The sequence below is a fragment of the Butyricicoccus pullicaecorum DSM 23266 genome, assembly GCF_900167005.1.
Taxonomy (GTDB): Bacteria; Bacillota; Clostridia; order Oscillospirales; family Butyricicoccaceae; genus Butyricicoccus; species Butyricicoccus pullicaecorum.
The window spans coordinates 776,242-791,036 of the sequence record NZ_FUXW01000001.1 but is presented as its reverse complement, the minus strand read 5'-3'; the positions used below and the strand labels follow the sequence as shown (position 1 = coordinate 791,036).

Annotated in this window: 14 protein-coding genes and 1 pseudogene; 13 read left to right on the top strand and 2 right to left on the bottom strand. The window is 52.9% G+C overall.

Annotation, left to right across the window (positions count from 1 at the left end):
* Nucleotides 1-64 precede the first annotated feature (64 nt).
* Nucleotides 65-409 (bottom strand): TnpV protein, encoded by a 345-nt coding sequence (locus B5D52_RS03935; protein ID WP_016147250.1) that lies wholly within the window; start codon nt 407-409, stop codon nt 65-67.
* Nucleotides 406-1,890 (bottom strand): annotated as a pseudogene (locus tag B5D52_RS03930) (DUF4368 domain-containing protein); the annotation flags it as partial. The pseudogene B5D52_RS03930 and the gene B5D52_RS03935, both read right to left, overlap by 4 nt.
* Nucleotides 1,891-2,081: 191 nt before the next feature.
* Here B5D52_RS03930 and B5D52_RS03925 point away from each other — a divergent pair.
* The 13 genes from B5D52_RS03925 (at nt 2,082) to B5D52_RS03855 (ending at nt 14,792) form a co-directional block, all read left to right on the top strand.
* A complete protein-coding gene (locus B5D52_RS03925; protein ID WP_016147252.1) occupies nt 2,082-2,903 on the top strand; it encodes a ParA family protein in 822 nt (273 codons plus the stop codon).
* The gene (locus B5D52_RS03920; protein ID WP_002586529.1) at nt 2,860-3,786 is read left to right on the top strand and encodes a ParB/RepB/Spo0J family partition protein; all 927 of its coding nucleotides are present in this window, start codon (nt 2,860-2,862) and stop codon (nt 3,784-3,786) included. The genes B5D52_RS03925 and B5D52_RS03920 overlap by 44 nt, the downstream gene beginning before the upstream one ends.
* A gap of 13 nt (nt 3,787-3,799) precedes the next feature.
* Nucleotides 3,800-4,075, top strand: a complete 276-nt coding sequence (locus B5D52_RS03915; protein ID WP_016147253.1) for a DUF5720 family protein — start codon at nt 3,800-3,802, stop codon at nt 4,073-4,075.
* Nucleotides 4,076-4,362: 287 nt separating this feature from the next.
* Nucleotides 4,363-5,241 carry a DUF6017 domain-containing protein gene (locus tag B5D52_RS03905; RefSeq protein ID WP_002586531.1) on the top strand — a complete coding sequence of 293 codons (879 nt, stop codon included), beginning with the start codon at nt 4,363-4,365 and terminating at the stop codon, nt 5,239-5,241.
* Nucleotides 5,242-5,290: 49 nt separating this feature from the next.
* Entirely contained in the window at nt 5,291-6,037 is a 747-nt protein-coding gene (locus B5D52_RS03900; protein ID WP_002586532.1) for a BRO family protein, read from the top strand.
* Between the two features lie 89 nt (nt 6,038-6,126).
* Nucleotides 6,127-6,627: a PcfB family protein gene (locus B5D52_RS03895; RefSeq protein WP_002586533.1), complete on the top strand. Its 501-nt coding sequence runs from the start codon at nt 6,127-6,129 to the stop codon at nt 6,625-6,627.
* Entirely contained in the window at nt 6,624-8,501 is a 1,878-nt protein-coding gene (locus tag B5D52_RS03890) for a VirD4-like conjugal transfer protein, CD1115 family (RefSeq protein WP_002586534.1), read from the top strand. The genes B5D52_RS03895 and B5D52_RS03890 overlap by 4 nt, the downstream gene beginning before the upstream one ends.
* A gap of 212 nt (nt 8,502-8,713) precedes the next feature.
* Complete coding sequence (locus B5D52_RS03880) at nt 8,714-8,932, top strand: Maff2 family mobile element protein (RefSeq protein WP_002578868.1); 219 nt, start codon at nt 8,714-8,716, stop codon at nt 8,930-8,932.
* Nucleotides 8,933-8,998: 66 nt separating this feature from the next.
* Nucleotides 8,999-9,868: a VirB6/TrbL-like conjugal transfer protein, CD1112 family gene (locus tag B5D52_RS03875; protein ID WP_016147254.1), complete on the top strand. Its 870-nt coding sequence runs from the start codon at nt 8,999-9,001 to the stop codon at nt 9,866-9,868.
* 16 nt (nt 9,869-9,884) lie between these two features.
* The gene (locus B5D52_RS03870; protein ID WP_016147255.1) at nt 9,885-10,352 is read left to right on the top strand and encodes a PrgI family protein; all 468 of its coding nucleotides are present in this window, start codon (nt 9,885-9,887) and stop codon (nt 10,350-10,352) included.
* Nucleotides 10,297-12,717, top strand: coding sequence for a VirB4-like conjugal transfer ATPase, CD1110 family (locus B5D52_RS03865; RefSeq protein WP_016147256.1), 2,421 nt, complete (start codon nt 10,297-10,299; stop codon nt 12,715-12,717). Before B5D52_RS03870 ends, B5D52_RS03865 begins: the two co-directional genes overlap by 56 nt.
* Complete coding sequence (locus B5D52_RS03860) at nt 12,698-13,066, top strand: hypothetical protein (protein WP_002578873.1); 369 nt, start codon at nt 12,698-12,700, stop codon at nt 13,064-13,066. The genes B5D52_RS03865 and B5D52_RS03860 overlap by 20 nt, the downstream gene beginning before the upstream one ends.
* Entirely contained in the window at nt 13,059-14,792 is a 1,734-nt protein-coding gene (locus B5D52_RS03855) for a C40 family peptidase (RefSeq protein ID WP_016147257.1), read from the top strand. Before B5D52_RS03860 ends, B5D52_RS03855 begins: the two co-directional genes overlap by 8 nt.
* Nucleotides 14,793-14,795: the final 3 nt, after the last annotated feature.

The following is a 14,795-nucleotide window of genomic DNA, read 5'->3' as shown; positions in this document are numbered from 1 at the left end:
ATTCTACCGCAACTTTGGACTATATGAGAAAAGTCCGAACAGTTTTCTGCCCGGACTTCCTCGCTCAATTATAAATCAACTCTGCTTTCACAACTTCCTCTGCCTGCGCCTTGCAAGCGTTCATCTGCCGCACCCATTCCATTTGGTTTTCAGCTTTCAGTTGCTCGGTCACGCCGTTTTGCTCTGCCAGTGACCGCACGATCAGCTCCATGCGGTTTCGTGCCGCTTCTTCAATCTCGGCGCAATGTTCAAAGAGCTTGTCGGATAGCACCAGTTCATTGAACAGTATCGGGCGGTGCATTTCTAAATACGCCTTGCGAAGTCTGCCGTAGTGTCCGATGGGCTTGGTCTTGCGGATAATGATGTTCGGGATAAGATAATCGCCGTTCTGCCTGTAAGTGATATTCATGCTATCTGCGCTCCTTTCTGCGGCTCTCTCTGCGGTAAACTGCTGACAGGGACGAACACGCCCTTTGCAATGTCCTCTGCACGAATGGCGGCTTTCTTGGCTTCGATTTCTGCTTTTTTTCTCCCCTTGATTTTGTCCTCGTATCGCTTCTGCGCTCCGCTGGCTTTCCGCTTCAAGTAGTTCTGATGAAGCCTGTCCTTGCGTTCCTCACGCTTGCGGATTTCCTCTAATTCTTCCGGGGTCAGCTCCACTTCTCCAAACGCCGGGGGAACGAATCGCCCAACAAAATTGAAGTAAATCTCGACCTCCTGTGTGGTCTGTATACTGCCTTTGCGGTCACGCTCATGCACAAGGATTTTCTCGATAAACTCGTTGAGCATGGCAATGGTCAGCTTGTCGAAGTTCTCGTACTTGTCAATCAGAGCGATAAAACGATCAGCGTCCTTTTCGTGCTTCTCATAGCTCTTGACAGCCTTTTCCAGAGCAGAGATTTCGGCGGTAAGCTCGGACTGTTCCTTTTCGTATTGAGCGTCCAGAGTGGCGTATCTGCTGTCGGACAGCTTTCCTAAAATGTTGTCCTCATAGATTTTACAGAGCAGGACTTCCAGCTCGGACACTCTCTGCTTTGCGGTGGCAAGGCGTATCCGCTGTTTCTTAACCTCTGCTGTCTGCTGGCTGGACTGCGCTTCCTGCACCACACGGACAAACTCGGCTCGGTCATGCTTCGCATACTCGGCAATGGCTTTGAGCATTTCAGAGACAAGGGACAGTACCACATCTTCATTGATACGGTGCTGTGTCGTGCAGAGCTTTCCAACTGGGACTTTGCTGTATTGGGAACAGGTATATTGAGAAATACGCTTGCCGTTGTTGGTACGGTGGACATACATCTTGCCGCCGCAATCGGCACAATAAAGCAAGCCTGTGAGGGGAGCTGCTTCGCCCCAGCCGTCCGGGTAGCGTCTGACATTCCCACGGATTTTCTGCACAAGGTCAAAGGTCTGCTGGTCAATGATAGGCTCATGGGTATTCTCGAAAATTGTCCATTCGTCCTCCGGGACATAATGGCTTTTCTTGTCCTTGAAGTGCTTTCGGGTCTTGAAATTGATGGTGTGTCCCAGATATTCACGCTTTTCAAGAATGTTGCAGATGGTGGAAGAACCCCAGCCGTACACATCTTTGAAAGTCTTGTTTTTGTTCACGCCCTCGCCGTGTTGGGCAAGGTAAGCAGACGGAATAAGCACCTTTTCCGATTTCAGTTTGCTGGCGATCTGATACGGACCGTAGCCCTCAATCGTCATGGCAAAGATGCGCTTGACCACCTCTGCGGCTTCGGGGTCAACCAACCATTGGTCTCTTGCTTCGTTCCAGAGATAGCCGTAAATAACCGTGCCTGTGAGGTGCTTGCCGGACTTGCCTTTGGACTGGAAAGTGGAACGGATTTTACGGCTGGTGTCTCTGGCGTAATACTCGTTGAACAGAGGTTATTCGGGAAAGGGAAAGACAAACAAGCAGAAATCCAGTATTCATGCGGGTTTGCGGCGGGATGGCTCCCCAAAAGCTGAACACAAATAAGACAAGCAGCAATACAATCGCATATCGTTTCTCAGGGAGAATGTTGATTTATGTCACATTCTCCCTTTTTTTATTCCAGAAACGAGGTGATTGCAAAGTGAACACACAAATTATCACCATCGCCAACCAGAAAGGCGGCGTTGGTAAGACAACGACCTGTGCCAACCTGGGGATTGGATTGGCACAGGCTGGAAAGAAAGTGCTGCTGATTGATGGGGACCCGCAAGGCAGCCTGACCATCAGCCTGGGTCATCCCCAACCGGACAAGCTGCCCTTTACCCTGTCTGACGCTATGGGCCGTATTCTGATGGATGAACCACTCAAACCCGGCGAGGGCATCCTGCACCACCCGGAAGGCGTTGACCTGATGCCTGCGGACATCCAGCTTTCCGGCATGGAGGTTTCCCTGGTAAATGCCATGAGCCGTGAGACCATCCTGCGGCAGTATCTGGACACCGTAAAGGGACAGTATTCCCATATCCTGATTGATTGCCAGCCCTCCCTGGGGATGCTTACGGTCAATGCCCTGGCAGCCGCCAACAGAGTCATAATCCCCGTCCAGGCGGAATATCTGCCCGCCAAGGGTTTGGAACAGCTGCTCCAAACAGTAAATAAGGTAAAGAGGCAGATTAACCCCAAGCTCCAGATTGACGGCATCCTGCTGACGATGGTGGACAACCGCACCAACTTCGCCAAGGAGATCGCCGCCTTACTGCGGGAGACCTACGGCAGCAAAATCAAGGTGTTCGCCACCGAGATTCCCCATTCGGTCCGGGCAAAGGAAATCAGCGCCGAGGGCAAGAGCATTTTTGCCCATGACCCCAATGGCAAGGTGGCCGAGGGGTACAAAAATCTGACGCAGGAGGTGACGAAACTTGAAAAGCAGCGCGAAAAAAGTAGAGCTGGCATCGGTAGATGACCTGTTTTCCACCGAGGAAAGCCGTGCCGACGCACAGCGGGAACGGGTGCTGGAAATCCCGCTGTCTGAGCTGCACCCTTTTAAGAACCATCCGTTCAAAGTCAAGGATGATGAATCCATGATGGAAACTGCGGACAGTATCCGACAGTATGGTGTGCTGGTTCCGGCGATTGCAAGACCTGACCCGGAGGGCGGCTATGAACTGGTAGCCGGACACAGGCGGCACAGAGCCAGTGAACTGGCTGAGAAAGAAACCATGCCGGTCATTGTCCGGGATTTGGACGATGACGCTGCCACCATCATCATGGTGGACAGCAACTTGCAGCGTGAAAGCCTGCTACCCAGCGAAAGAGCTTTTGCCTACAAGATGAAACTGGAGGCTGTAAAACACCAAGGAGCCAGAACAGATTTAACTTCGGCCCAAGTTGGGCCGAAGTTGACTGCGGCAGAAAAAATCGCAGAGAACAGCCCGGATAGCAAGTCGCAGATTAAGCGATATATCCGTCTAACGGAGCTGATTCCCAAACTGCTGGATATGGTAGATGAAAAGAAAATCGCCTTTAATCCGGCCTATGAGCTGTCGTTCCTGAAAAAAGAGGAACAGGTGCAGCTTTTGGACGCGATGGACAGCGAACAGGCCACACCTTCTCTCTCCCAGGCTCAGCGGCTCAAGAAATTCAGCCAAGAGGGGCATTTATCCATTGATGTGATGCGGGCCATTATGGGCGAGGAAAAGAAAAGCGATCTGGACAAGGTGACATTCACCTCAGACACCCTGCGGAAGTATTTTCCCAAGAGCTATACTCCGGCAAGGATGCAGGAAACCATTATCAAGCTGTTGGAACAGTGGCAGAAAAAACGCCAACAGCAACATGAACGCTGAGAAAGGAGCGCCTATGAGGGATATTTCAGCCCGTGAGTTGAAAGGACACAACATTCTTGCCGTGGAGCGTTTTCAGGACAACACCCGCCGAATGATCGAGTTTTCTGTCCTGCGTTCCTGTGCCTACGGCAGTCCCGGTGATGAAACGCGGCTGTTTCTTACGGAGGACGGCTATCAGGCTGCCCTCCTGAGCCAGCAGCATCGGGAAATCAAAATCAAGCGGTATGCCCGTGTGATTGAGGGACATATCCTCGATTTTAAGCCGGACAAGCGCCGCCGCCACTCATAAACAAATCATTACTGCGAAAGGAAAGGATTGAAATGTGTACTGTAAAGGAAATCCGGGAAGCAATCCGGGAGGATTGCCATTCCCAGCATGATATGGAATCTATGGAGATTGACCGTGTTCTGCAAACTCTGCCATTCTCTCAGGGAAATGACCTGTTGGATAAACCGCCCATTCCCAAACGCCCCTACCGGCGCAGAAAAAGTGAACAAAACAGCTGACTGCCACAATTCTTTTTACAGGATTGTGGCTTTTTTCATATCCTGAGAAATTTGGAAGGAGTGAGGTCAATGGCCGTATTTCGCATTGAACGAACCAGAGATTATACCGTAATGAGCAATCACCATTTACGCAACGGGAAACTGTCCCTGAAAGCCAAGGGGCTGCTTTCCATGATGCTGTCCTTACCGGAGGACTGGAACTATACCACCAGAGGGCTTGCCGCCATCTGCAAAGAGGGCGTGGACGCTATCGGCGGCGCGCTGCGGGAGCTGGAAACTGCCGGGTACATTGTCCGTCATCAGCTACGAGATAGGCAGGGTCGGATCAGTGATACCGAGTATGTCATCTACGAACAGCCACAGCCGAAGAACCCGGATACGCCACAGCCGGATACGGCTTCACCAGATACGGGAAAACCGGATATGGACAAACCGGATACGGAAAAGCCCGCAGAATTAAATATAGAGAAATCAAATACTCAAAAATCAATTACTCATGGATCAAGTACCGATTCCATTCCCTTCCGGGAGAAAACGGCGGCAAGACCGCCGGAACGGAAAGGAAGGGATGCGATGTCTGTCTCCGAGATAGAAAGTTATCGGGATTTGATTTTAGAGAACATCGAGTATGACTACCTGTGCAGGGAGTTTGCCACCTATCGGGAGGATTTGGACGAGATCGTGGAGCTGATGGTGGAAACCGTCTGTGCCAGACGCAAAACCACCCGGATTGCAGGCAGCGACTTCCCCCATGAGGTGGTGCGCTCCCGTTTTTTGAAGCTGGACAGCGAACATATCCGGTTTGTCATGGACAGCTTGCAGAAAAACACCACCGAGGTCCGCAACATGAAGCAGTACCTGCTGACGGTGCTGTTTAACGCACCCACCACCATCAGCAACCACTACACTTCACAGGTTAATCATGATATGAACGCAGGCGGCTGGTAAGGCCGTCTTTTTTCATCCCACAACAACGACTTTTACAGGAGGTTACGCTATGAACCAGATGGAAATTTTCAAAAACCCGGAGTTTGGTTCTGTTCGGGTCATCGAAGAAAATGGCAAATACCTGTTCTGCGGTTTGGATGTTACTGCCGCACTCGGTTACAAAGATTCGGCTAAAGCACTGAAAGCGCACTGTACTTCCGATGGGTGGGCGTTTTACCCACTCATCGACAACGTGGGCAGAACCCAGCAAACCCGGTTTATTTCGGAAGGAAATCTATACCGCTTGATCGTTCACAGCAAACTGCCCTCTGCGGAACGATTTGAACGCTGGGTGTTTGATGAGGTGCTGCCCTCTATCCGCAAGCACGGGGCCTACATCACCAGAGAAAAGCTGTGGGAGGTTGCCACTTCCCCGGAAGCCATGATGAAACTCTGTTCCGACCTGCTGGCAGAACGGGAGGAAAATGCGGCGCTGCGGGAGGAAAACGCCATGCTGGAGGGCAAGGCAGCCTTTTATGACCTGTTCATTGACCTCAAGCACAGCACCAATCTCCGTACCACCGCCAAGGAACTGGTTGTGCCGGAGCGCCGGTTTGTCCGCTTCCTGCTGGAACAGCGGTTTGTGTACCGCGCCCCGTCCGGGAATGTACTGCCTTATGCAAAGCCCGCCAATGATGGCCTGTTCACCGTCAAGGACTACTGCAACCACGGGCATACCGGCTCCTATACGCTGGTAACGCCCCAGGGCAAGCTGTATTTTGCCCAGCTGCGGGACAGCATCCTGCTGATGATATGATTACCCGGTATCTTTTGCGGCGGCTGGTGGTCCCGCCTTAGTAAAATGCACCACCCCTGCAAATTTTCACAGGAAGGAGGCGTTACCCCATGCAGGAAGAAGTGGAAAACAGGACTTTGACGCTGGTAGTCAACGGCACAAAGTTCACCGGGCGGCTGTTTAAGGCCGCCATTTGTAAATACCTTGCCCACTGCAAGGAAAAGAAGCTGCAAAAGCAGAGAAGCCGGGACGCGCCTGTGAAGCCCCAGGGTAAGCAGACGGTCAAGCAGCTCATTGGTCAGAACCAAGGCGTTTCCAATATCGAAATCACCGATCCTTCCATCAAGGAATTTGAAAAGATTGCCCGGAAATACGGTGTGGATTATGCGGTAAAAAAAGACCGCAGTACCTCCCCGCCCAAGTACCTGATCTTTTTCAAGGCACGGGATGCGGATGCGCTGACCGCCGCTTTTACCGAGTACACCGGCAAAAAAGTGAAAAAAGCAGAGAAAACAGAACGTCCGTCTGTGCTGGCAAAGCTGAATCAGTTCAAAGAGCTGGTCAAAAATGCCGTGGTGGACCGCACCAGGCGAAAGGAGCTGGAACGATGAAAAAGCAGCTTGACATCAAAAAGCTCCTGATTTTGAACCTGCCCTATATCCTGATGGGCTTGTTTGCCACCAACTTCGGGGAAGCATGGCGGATGGCGCAGGGCGCGGACGCTTCTCAAAAGGCGCTCTCCCTGATTTCTGTCTTGCCGGTGGCGCTGGCAAGCTGGTGGCCCAGCCTGCACCCGTTGGACCTGTTGGTGGGAATCTGCTGCGGTGGTGGTCTGCGGCTGGCGGTATATCTGAAAAGCAAAAATGCGAAGAAATACCGCCACGGCATGGAGTATGGTTCCGCCCGCTGGGGAACACACGAGGACATCGCCCCTTATGTGGACCCGGTTTTCCAGAACAATGTGATTCTGACGAAAACCGAGAGCCTGACCATGAACAGCCGCCCCAAGGACCCCAAGACGGCGCGAAATAAAAATGTGCTGGTGATCGGCGGCTCCGGTTCCGGTAAAACACGGTTTTGGCTGAAACCCAACCTGATGCAGATGCACAGCTCCTATGTGGTGACAGACCCCAAAGGTACGATTTTGGTGGAGTGCGGCAAGATGCTCCAGCGCGGTACGCCGAAAATGCGTCCCAAGCTGGGCAAGGACCATCAGCCAATAAGGGACCGGCATGGCAATCCGGTTTATGAGACCGTAAAGGACAAAAACGGCAAAGTGGTCTATGAGCCGTATCGAATTAAGGTTCTCAATACCATCAACTTCAAGAAGTCCATGCACTATAATCCTTTTGCCTATCTGCACAGCGAAAAAGATATTTTGAAGCTGGTCACGACTTTAATAGCGAACACCAAGGGAGAAGGCAAAGCCGGGGACGATTTCTGGGTCAAGGCAGAAACGCTTTTGTACTGCGCCCTCATCGGATATATCCACTACGAGGCCCCGGTGGAAGAACAAAACTTTGCCACTCTCATCGAGTTCATCAACGCGATGGAAGTCCGGGAGGACGACGAGGAGTTCAAGAATCCGGTGGACCTGATGTTTGACGCACTGGAAGCGGAAAAGCCCAATCATTTTGCCGTCCGCCAATATAAAAAATACAAGCTGGCGGCTGGCAAAACTGCAAAATCAATCCTGATTTCCTGCGGTGCGCGCCTTGCCGTGTTCGATATTGCCGAGCTTCGGGAGGTCACTTCCTACGATGAGCTGGAGCTGGACACTCTGGGAGATCGGAAAACTGCCCTGTTCCTCATTATGAGCGATACGGACGATTCCTTTAACTTTCTGATTTCTATGTGCTACACCCAGCTGTTCAATCTGCTCTGCGAAAAAGCCGACGATGTGTACGGCGGGCGGCTGCCGGTCCATGTGCGCTGCCTTATCGACGAGTGCGCCAACATCGGCCAGATTCCCAAACTGGAAAAGCTGGTGGCCACCATCCGAAGCCGTGAGATCTCCGCCTGTCTGGTCTTGCAGGCGCAAAGCCAGCTGAAAGCCATCTACAAGGACAACGCCGATACCATCATCGGCAATATGGATACCTCCATTTTCCTGGGCGGCAAGGAGCCGACTACCCTCAAGGAGTTGGCCGCCGTGCTGGGCAAGGAAACCATTGACACCTACAACACCGGAGAGAGCCGTGGGCGGGAAACTTCCCACTCGTTCAACTATCAAAAATTGGGGAAAGAGCTGATGAGCCAGGACGAACTTGCCGTTATGGACGGCGGCAAGTGCATCCTCCAGCTGCGCGGTGTGCGTCCTTTCCTTTCGGATAAGTACGACATCACCAAGCACCCCAATTTCAAATACACAGCCGACGCAAGCGACAAGAACACTTTTGACATTGAAGCGTTCCTGTCCACCCGGCTGAAACTCAAGCCCAATGAGGTCTGCGACGTGTACGAAGTAGATACTCAGGGCGCTTAAATCTGTTCCGCTATGAAAGGAGTGGTCTTATCTATTCGCCGCAACTGCCCTTTTGGGGCCATTGGCGTACAAGGCGGACAATCACCAAAAAACAATGAAAAAAGGAGGACAGCCGGAATCACCCCCCGGAAACCGGGCGGCGGATTGTCCGGCTTTTGTATGCCTATGAACGACTGAAACTTTATCAAAACGATTCCGGCTAACAATGATTTATGGAATTTTTCAATGAAGCGATCAATGTGTTGCAGACCCTCGTGATTGCCCTTGGTGCTGGTCTTGGCGTATGGGGCGTTATCAACCTGCTGGAAGGTTACGGAAACGACAACCCTGGTGCAAAGAGCCAGGGTATGAAGCAGCTCATGGCGGGCGCTGGTGTGGCTGTGGTCGGCCTGATCCTCGTACCTCTGCTTTCCGGCCTGTTTGCCGTCTAAACTGTCCCTGAAAAATCCTTGCCCCTCCCGTAATAATCGGGAGGGGCTGAAAGGAGGTCACACTGTATGGATTTTCTGCTGGACGCGCTTACTGAGTGGCTCAAGGAAATGCTTGTAGGCGGCATTATGGGCAACCTGTCCGGGATGTTCGATTCTGTAAACCAGCAGGTCGGAGATATATCCGTGCAGGTTGGGCAAACGCCGCAGGGCTGGAACGGCGGCATTTTCAGCATGATCCAGAGCCTCTCCAACTCCATCATGGTTCCCATCGCCGGTGTGATTCTGGCGATTGTAATGACGCTGGAACTGATCCAGATGATTACCGACAAAAACAACCTGCATGATGTGGACACCTGGATGATTTTCAAATGGGTGTTCAAGTCAGCCGCAGCCATACTCCTTGTCACGAATACATGGAATATCGTCATGGGCGTGTTTGATATGGCGCAGAGTGTGGTGGCACAGGCATCCGGGATCATTTCTTCGGATGCAGCCATTGATATTTCCTCTGTCCTTACGGACATGGAACCTCGGCTGATGGAAATGGATTTGGGTCCGTTGTTCGGGCTTTGGTTCCAGAGTATGTTTATCGGCGTTACCATGTGGGCGCTGTATATCTGCATCTTCATCGTGATTTATGGCCGTATGATTGAAATTTACCTTGTGACATCCGTTGCGCCCATCCCTATGGCTGCCATGATGGGCAAGGAATGGGGCGGCATGGGCCAGAACTATCTGCGCTCCCTGTTGGCGCTGGGATTCCAGGCATTTCTCATCATTGTCTGTGTGGCGATTTATGCTGTACTGGTACAGGACATCGCTACCGAGGAAGATGTGATTATGGCGATTTGGAGCTGTGTGGGCTATACGGTTTTACTGTGTTTTACCCTCTTTAAGACCGGAAGCCTTGCAAAAGCTGTATTCCAGGCTCATTAAGAAGGAGGGAGTTTCTATGGCCTATGTACCTGTACCCAAAGACCTGACGAAAGTCAAAACCAAGGTTGCTTTCAACTTAACCAAGCGGCAGTTAGTCTGCTTCGGCGGAGGGGCGCTTTTGGGCGTACCGCTGTTCTTTCTGCTCCGTGGCTCTGCCGGAAACAGTACGGCAGCCCTGTGCATGATGTTCGTGATGCTGCCCTTCTTCCTGCTGGCGATGTATGAAAAGCATGGTCAGCCGTTGGAAAAGATTGTGGGCAATATCATCCGCGTCACGGTGATCCGCCCCAGGCAGCGCCCCTACCGCACCAATAACTTCTATGCCGTGTTGCAGCGGCAGGCAAATCTCGACGAGGAGGTGTCACACATTGTTTACGGCAATCAAAAACTGGCTGCACCGGCTGTTCGGAAAAAACGAGGAAAAAGCTGTGCAGCCGGTCAAAACAAAGAAAAAGCTGTCCCGCGCCGACAGAAAGCAGATTGAAGCTGCGATTGCCCGTGCCAACCGCACGGACAAAAAGGAAAAATCGGCGCAGGACAGTATCCCTTATGAACGAATGTGGCCGGACGGTATCTGCCGGGTATCAGACGGTCACTACACAAAAACCATTCAATTTCAGGACATCAACTATCAGCTTTCACAGAACGAGGATAAAACCGCGATTTTCGAGGGCTGGTGCGATTTCCTCAACTACTTCGACAGCTCGATTCAGTTTGAGCTGTCTTTTTTGAACCTTGCAGCATCGGAGGAAACCTTTGCCCGCGCCATCAACATCCCTCTCCAGGGGGACGATTTTGACAGCATCCGTATCGAGTACATGACCATGCTGCAAAACCAGCTGGCAAAGGGCAACAACGGCCTGATTAAAACCAAGTATCTCACCTTTGGTATTGACGCAGACAGCATCAAGGCGGCCAAGCCCCGTCTGGAGCGCATTGAGACCGACATTCTCAACAACTTCAAGCGGCTGGGCGTGGTGGCGGAAACGCTGGACGGAAAGGCGCGGCTTGCCCAGCTGCATGGTATCTTCCACATGGACGAGCAGCTGCCGTTCCGGTTTGAGTGGGACTGGCTCCCCATCAGCGGCCTGTCCACCAAGGACTTTATCGCACCCAGCTCCTTTGAGTTCCGCACCGGCAAGCAGTTCCGCATGGGTAAAAAGTACGGGGCGGTTTCTTTCGTGCAGATTCTCGCCCCGGAACTGAATGACCGGATGCTGGCTGATTTTCTGGATATGGAATCCAACCTGATTGTCAGCCTGCATATCCAGTCGGTGGATCAGATCAAGGCCATCAAGACGGTCAAGCGAAAAATCACCGATCTGGACCGCAGCAAAATTGAGGAACAGAAAAAGGCTGTCCGTGCCGGATATGACATGGACATCATTCCTTCCGACCTTGCCACTTATGGTGTTGAGGCCAAAAAGCTCTTGCAGGATTTGCAGAGCCGCAACGAGCGAATGTTCCTTGTGACATTTCTGGTGCTGAACACGGCGGATAACCCCCGCCAGCTGGACAACAATGTGTTCCAGGCCAGTTCCATTGCACAGAAATACAACTGCCAGCTGACAAGGCTGGACTTCCAGCAGGAGGAAGGGCTGATGAGCTGCCTGCCCCTGGGCATCAACCAGATTGAGATTCAGCGCGGACTGACCACCAGTTCCACGGCAATCTTTGTGCCGTTTACCACCCAGGAATTATTCCAGAACGGCAAAGAAGCTCTGTACTATGGCATCAACGCCCTGTCCAACAACCTTATCATGGTGGACCGCAAGCTGCTGAAAAACCCTAATGGGCTGATTCTCGGCACACCGGGTTCCGGTAAATCTTTCAGCGCCAAGCGTGAGATCGCCAACTGCTTCCTGCTGACTTCCGACGAGGTGGAAATCCTGGACCCGGAAGCGGAATATGCCCCTCTGGTGGTGCGTCTGCATGGGCAGGTTATCAAAATTTCGCCCACCTCCACCAACTATCTTAACCCAATGGACTTGAACCTGGACTACTCGGACGATGAAAGCCCGCTGTCACTCAAATCTGACTTCATTCTCAGCTTGTGCGAGCTGATCGTGGGCGGCAAGGAGGGCTTGCAGCCGGTGCAGAAAACCATCATCGACCGTTGTGTGCGGCTGGTCTATCAGGACTATCTCAACGACCCGCGCCCAGAGAATATGCCCATTCTGGAGGATTTGTATAATCTCTTGCGGGCGCAGGAGGAAAAAGAGGCACAGTACATCGCCACGGCGCTGGAAATCTATGTGACCGGCTCCCTCAATGTGTTCAATCACCGGACCAATGTAGACATCAACAACCGCATTGTCTGTTATGACATTAAGGAACTGGGCAAGCAGCTGAAGAAAATCGGGATGCTGGTGGTGCAGGACCAGGTGTGGAACCGCGTCACCATCAACCGCGCCGCCCACAAGTCCACCCGTTACTACATCGACGAGATGCACCTGCTGCTGAAAGAGGAACAGACCGCCGCCTATACGGTGGAGATTTGGAAGCGATTCCGTAAATGGGGCGGCATCCCGACCGGTATCACGCAGAACGTCAAAGACCTTTTGAGCAGCCGCGAGGTTGAGAACATCTTTGAAAACTCCGACTTCGTGTATATGCTCAACCAGGCGGGCGGAGACCGGCAGATTCTCGCCAAGCAGCTGGGTATTTCTACACACCAGCTATCTTATGTGACCCACTCCGGTGAGGGCGAAGGGCTTTTGTTCTACGGTTCCACGATCCTGCCGTTTGTGGACCACTTCCCCAAGAATACGGAACTGTACCGTATCATGACCACCAAACCGTTGGACTTAAAAAAGGAGGATGAACAGCATGACAAAGAAAGAAATTGAAAAAGGCGCAGGTCTGCTTCTGGCCGCTGTCAGCGGCTGTGAGCAGATGGTGGAACTGCTTCGCGCCGCCGTCCATTACTGCTATGAGCAGGAAAAGACAGCAAAAAATCTCACGCCCAAGGGCTATGCCGGATTTACCCGGATTCACCATATCTGGACAGAGGGCATACCGGATGTTCCCAAGCTGTTTATTGGCAGCCCAATTCAGGATCGGGACATGGCAAGAGGAACCCTGATGGCGCTTTTCCTGTCCACAACGGTTTTTCCGGCAGAAACCATTCAGATTCCAGTATATGCGGAAACCTGTGTGCTGCTGGATGACCTGATGGCGGGTGGCTGGTATGCGTAAGGAACCGCGCCTGCACTTTACAGACGAGGAACGCGCTGACCCGGCGCTGGAAAAGCCCATCCGTAAAGCAGACCGGGCCGCCGCCAAAGCAGACAGAGCGCAGGCGAAAATCCCCAAAAAGCAGGTGCGGCAAAAAACGGTGGACCCTAAGACCGGCAAAGTGACCACCAAACTGGTGCTGGAGGATAAGAAAAAGCCGCCCTCCAAGCTGTCCCAGGCGGTCCGGGATGCTCCGGGAGATGCGGCGCTGGGGAAACTTCACAAGGAAATCCGTAAAACGGAACAGGACAATGTGGGCGTGGAGAGCGCCCACAAGTCTGAGGAAGCTGTTGAAACCGGTGCGCGGCTGGTCCAGGAAGGCTACCGCAGTCACAAGCTGAAGCCATACCGCAAGGCGGCACAGGCGGAACAAAAGCTGGAAAAGGCCAATGTGAACGCCCTGTACCAGAAGTCTTTGCGGGAAAATCCCCAGCTTACCAGCAATCCGTTTTCACGCTGGCAGCAGAAACAGGCCATTAAAAAGGAATACGCCGCCGCCAAGCGCGCCGGTCAAGCTGCCGGAAACACCGCCAACACCGCAAAAAAGACCGGCAAAGCCGCCAAGACGGTCAAGGAAAAGGCACAGCAGGCCGGAGCATTTGTTATGCGTCACAAAAAAGGCTTCTTGCTTGTGGGCGCGATTTTTCTGCTCATCTGCCTGCTGCTCAATACCATGTCCTCCTGCTCCATGATGGCGCAGAGCATTGGTTCTGCCATTTCCGGTTCTACCTATCCGTCGGATGACCCGGAACTTGTTGCGGTGGAGGCCGATTACGCCGCCAAGGAAGCGGCGCTGCAAGCCGAGATCGACAACATTGAGAGCAGCTATCTGGGATATGACGAATACCGTTATGACCTGGATATGATCGGACATGACCCCCATGAGCTTGCGGCATACCTGTCTGCCGTGTTGCAGGGCTACACCCGACAGAGCGCACAGGCGGAGCTGGAGCGCGTATTCAACGCACAGTATCAGCTGACGCTTACCGAGGAAGTCGAGGTGCGCTACCGGACGGAAACCCGGACGGACAGCGAGGGCAACAGCTATACCGTTGAGGTTCCCTATAACTACTACATTTTGAATGTAACGCTTACCAGCAAACCCATTTCCTCCGTTGCCACGGAGCTTTTGACCCCGGACCAGCTGGAAATGTATCAGGTGTACCGGACCACCCTGGGCAACAAGCCGCTGATCTTCGGCGGCGGTTCCACAAATACCAGCGATTCCGAGAGTTTGGAGGGTGTGGAGTTTATCAACGGTACACGCCCCGGCAACCCGGAGCTGGTGGAACTGGCCAAACGTCAGGTGGGCAATGTGGGCGGGCAGCCCTACTGGAGCTGGTACGGCTTCAATTCCCGTGTGGAATGGTGCGCCTGCTTCGTGTCCTGGTGCTACGGCCAGATGGGTCTGTCTGAACCGCGCTTTGCAGGCTGCCAGTCCCAAGGGGTTCCCTGGTTCCAATCTCATGGACAATGGGGCGCGCGGGGCTATGACAATCTGGCCCCCGGCGATGCCATCTTCTTCGATTGGGACCTGGACGGCAGCGCCGACCATGTGGGCATCGTCATCGGCACAGACGGCAGCCGGGTCTATACCGTAGAGGGAAACAGCGGCGATGCCTGCAAAATCAGAAGTTACGATGTGAACTACGAGTGCATCAAGGGCTACGGCCTGATGAACTGGTGACAA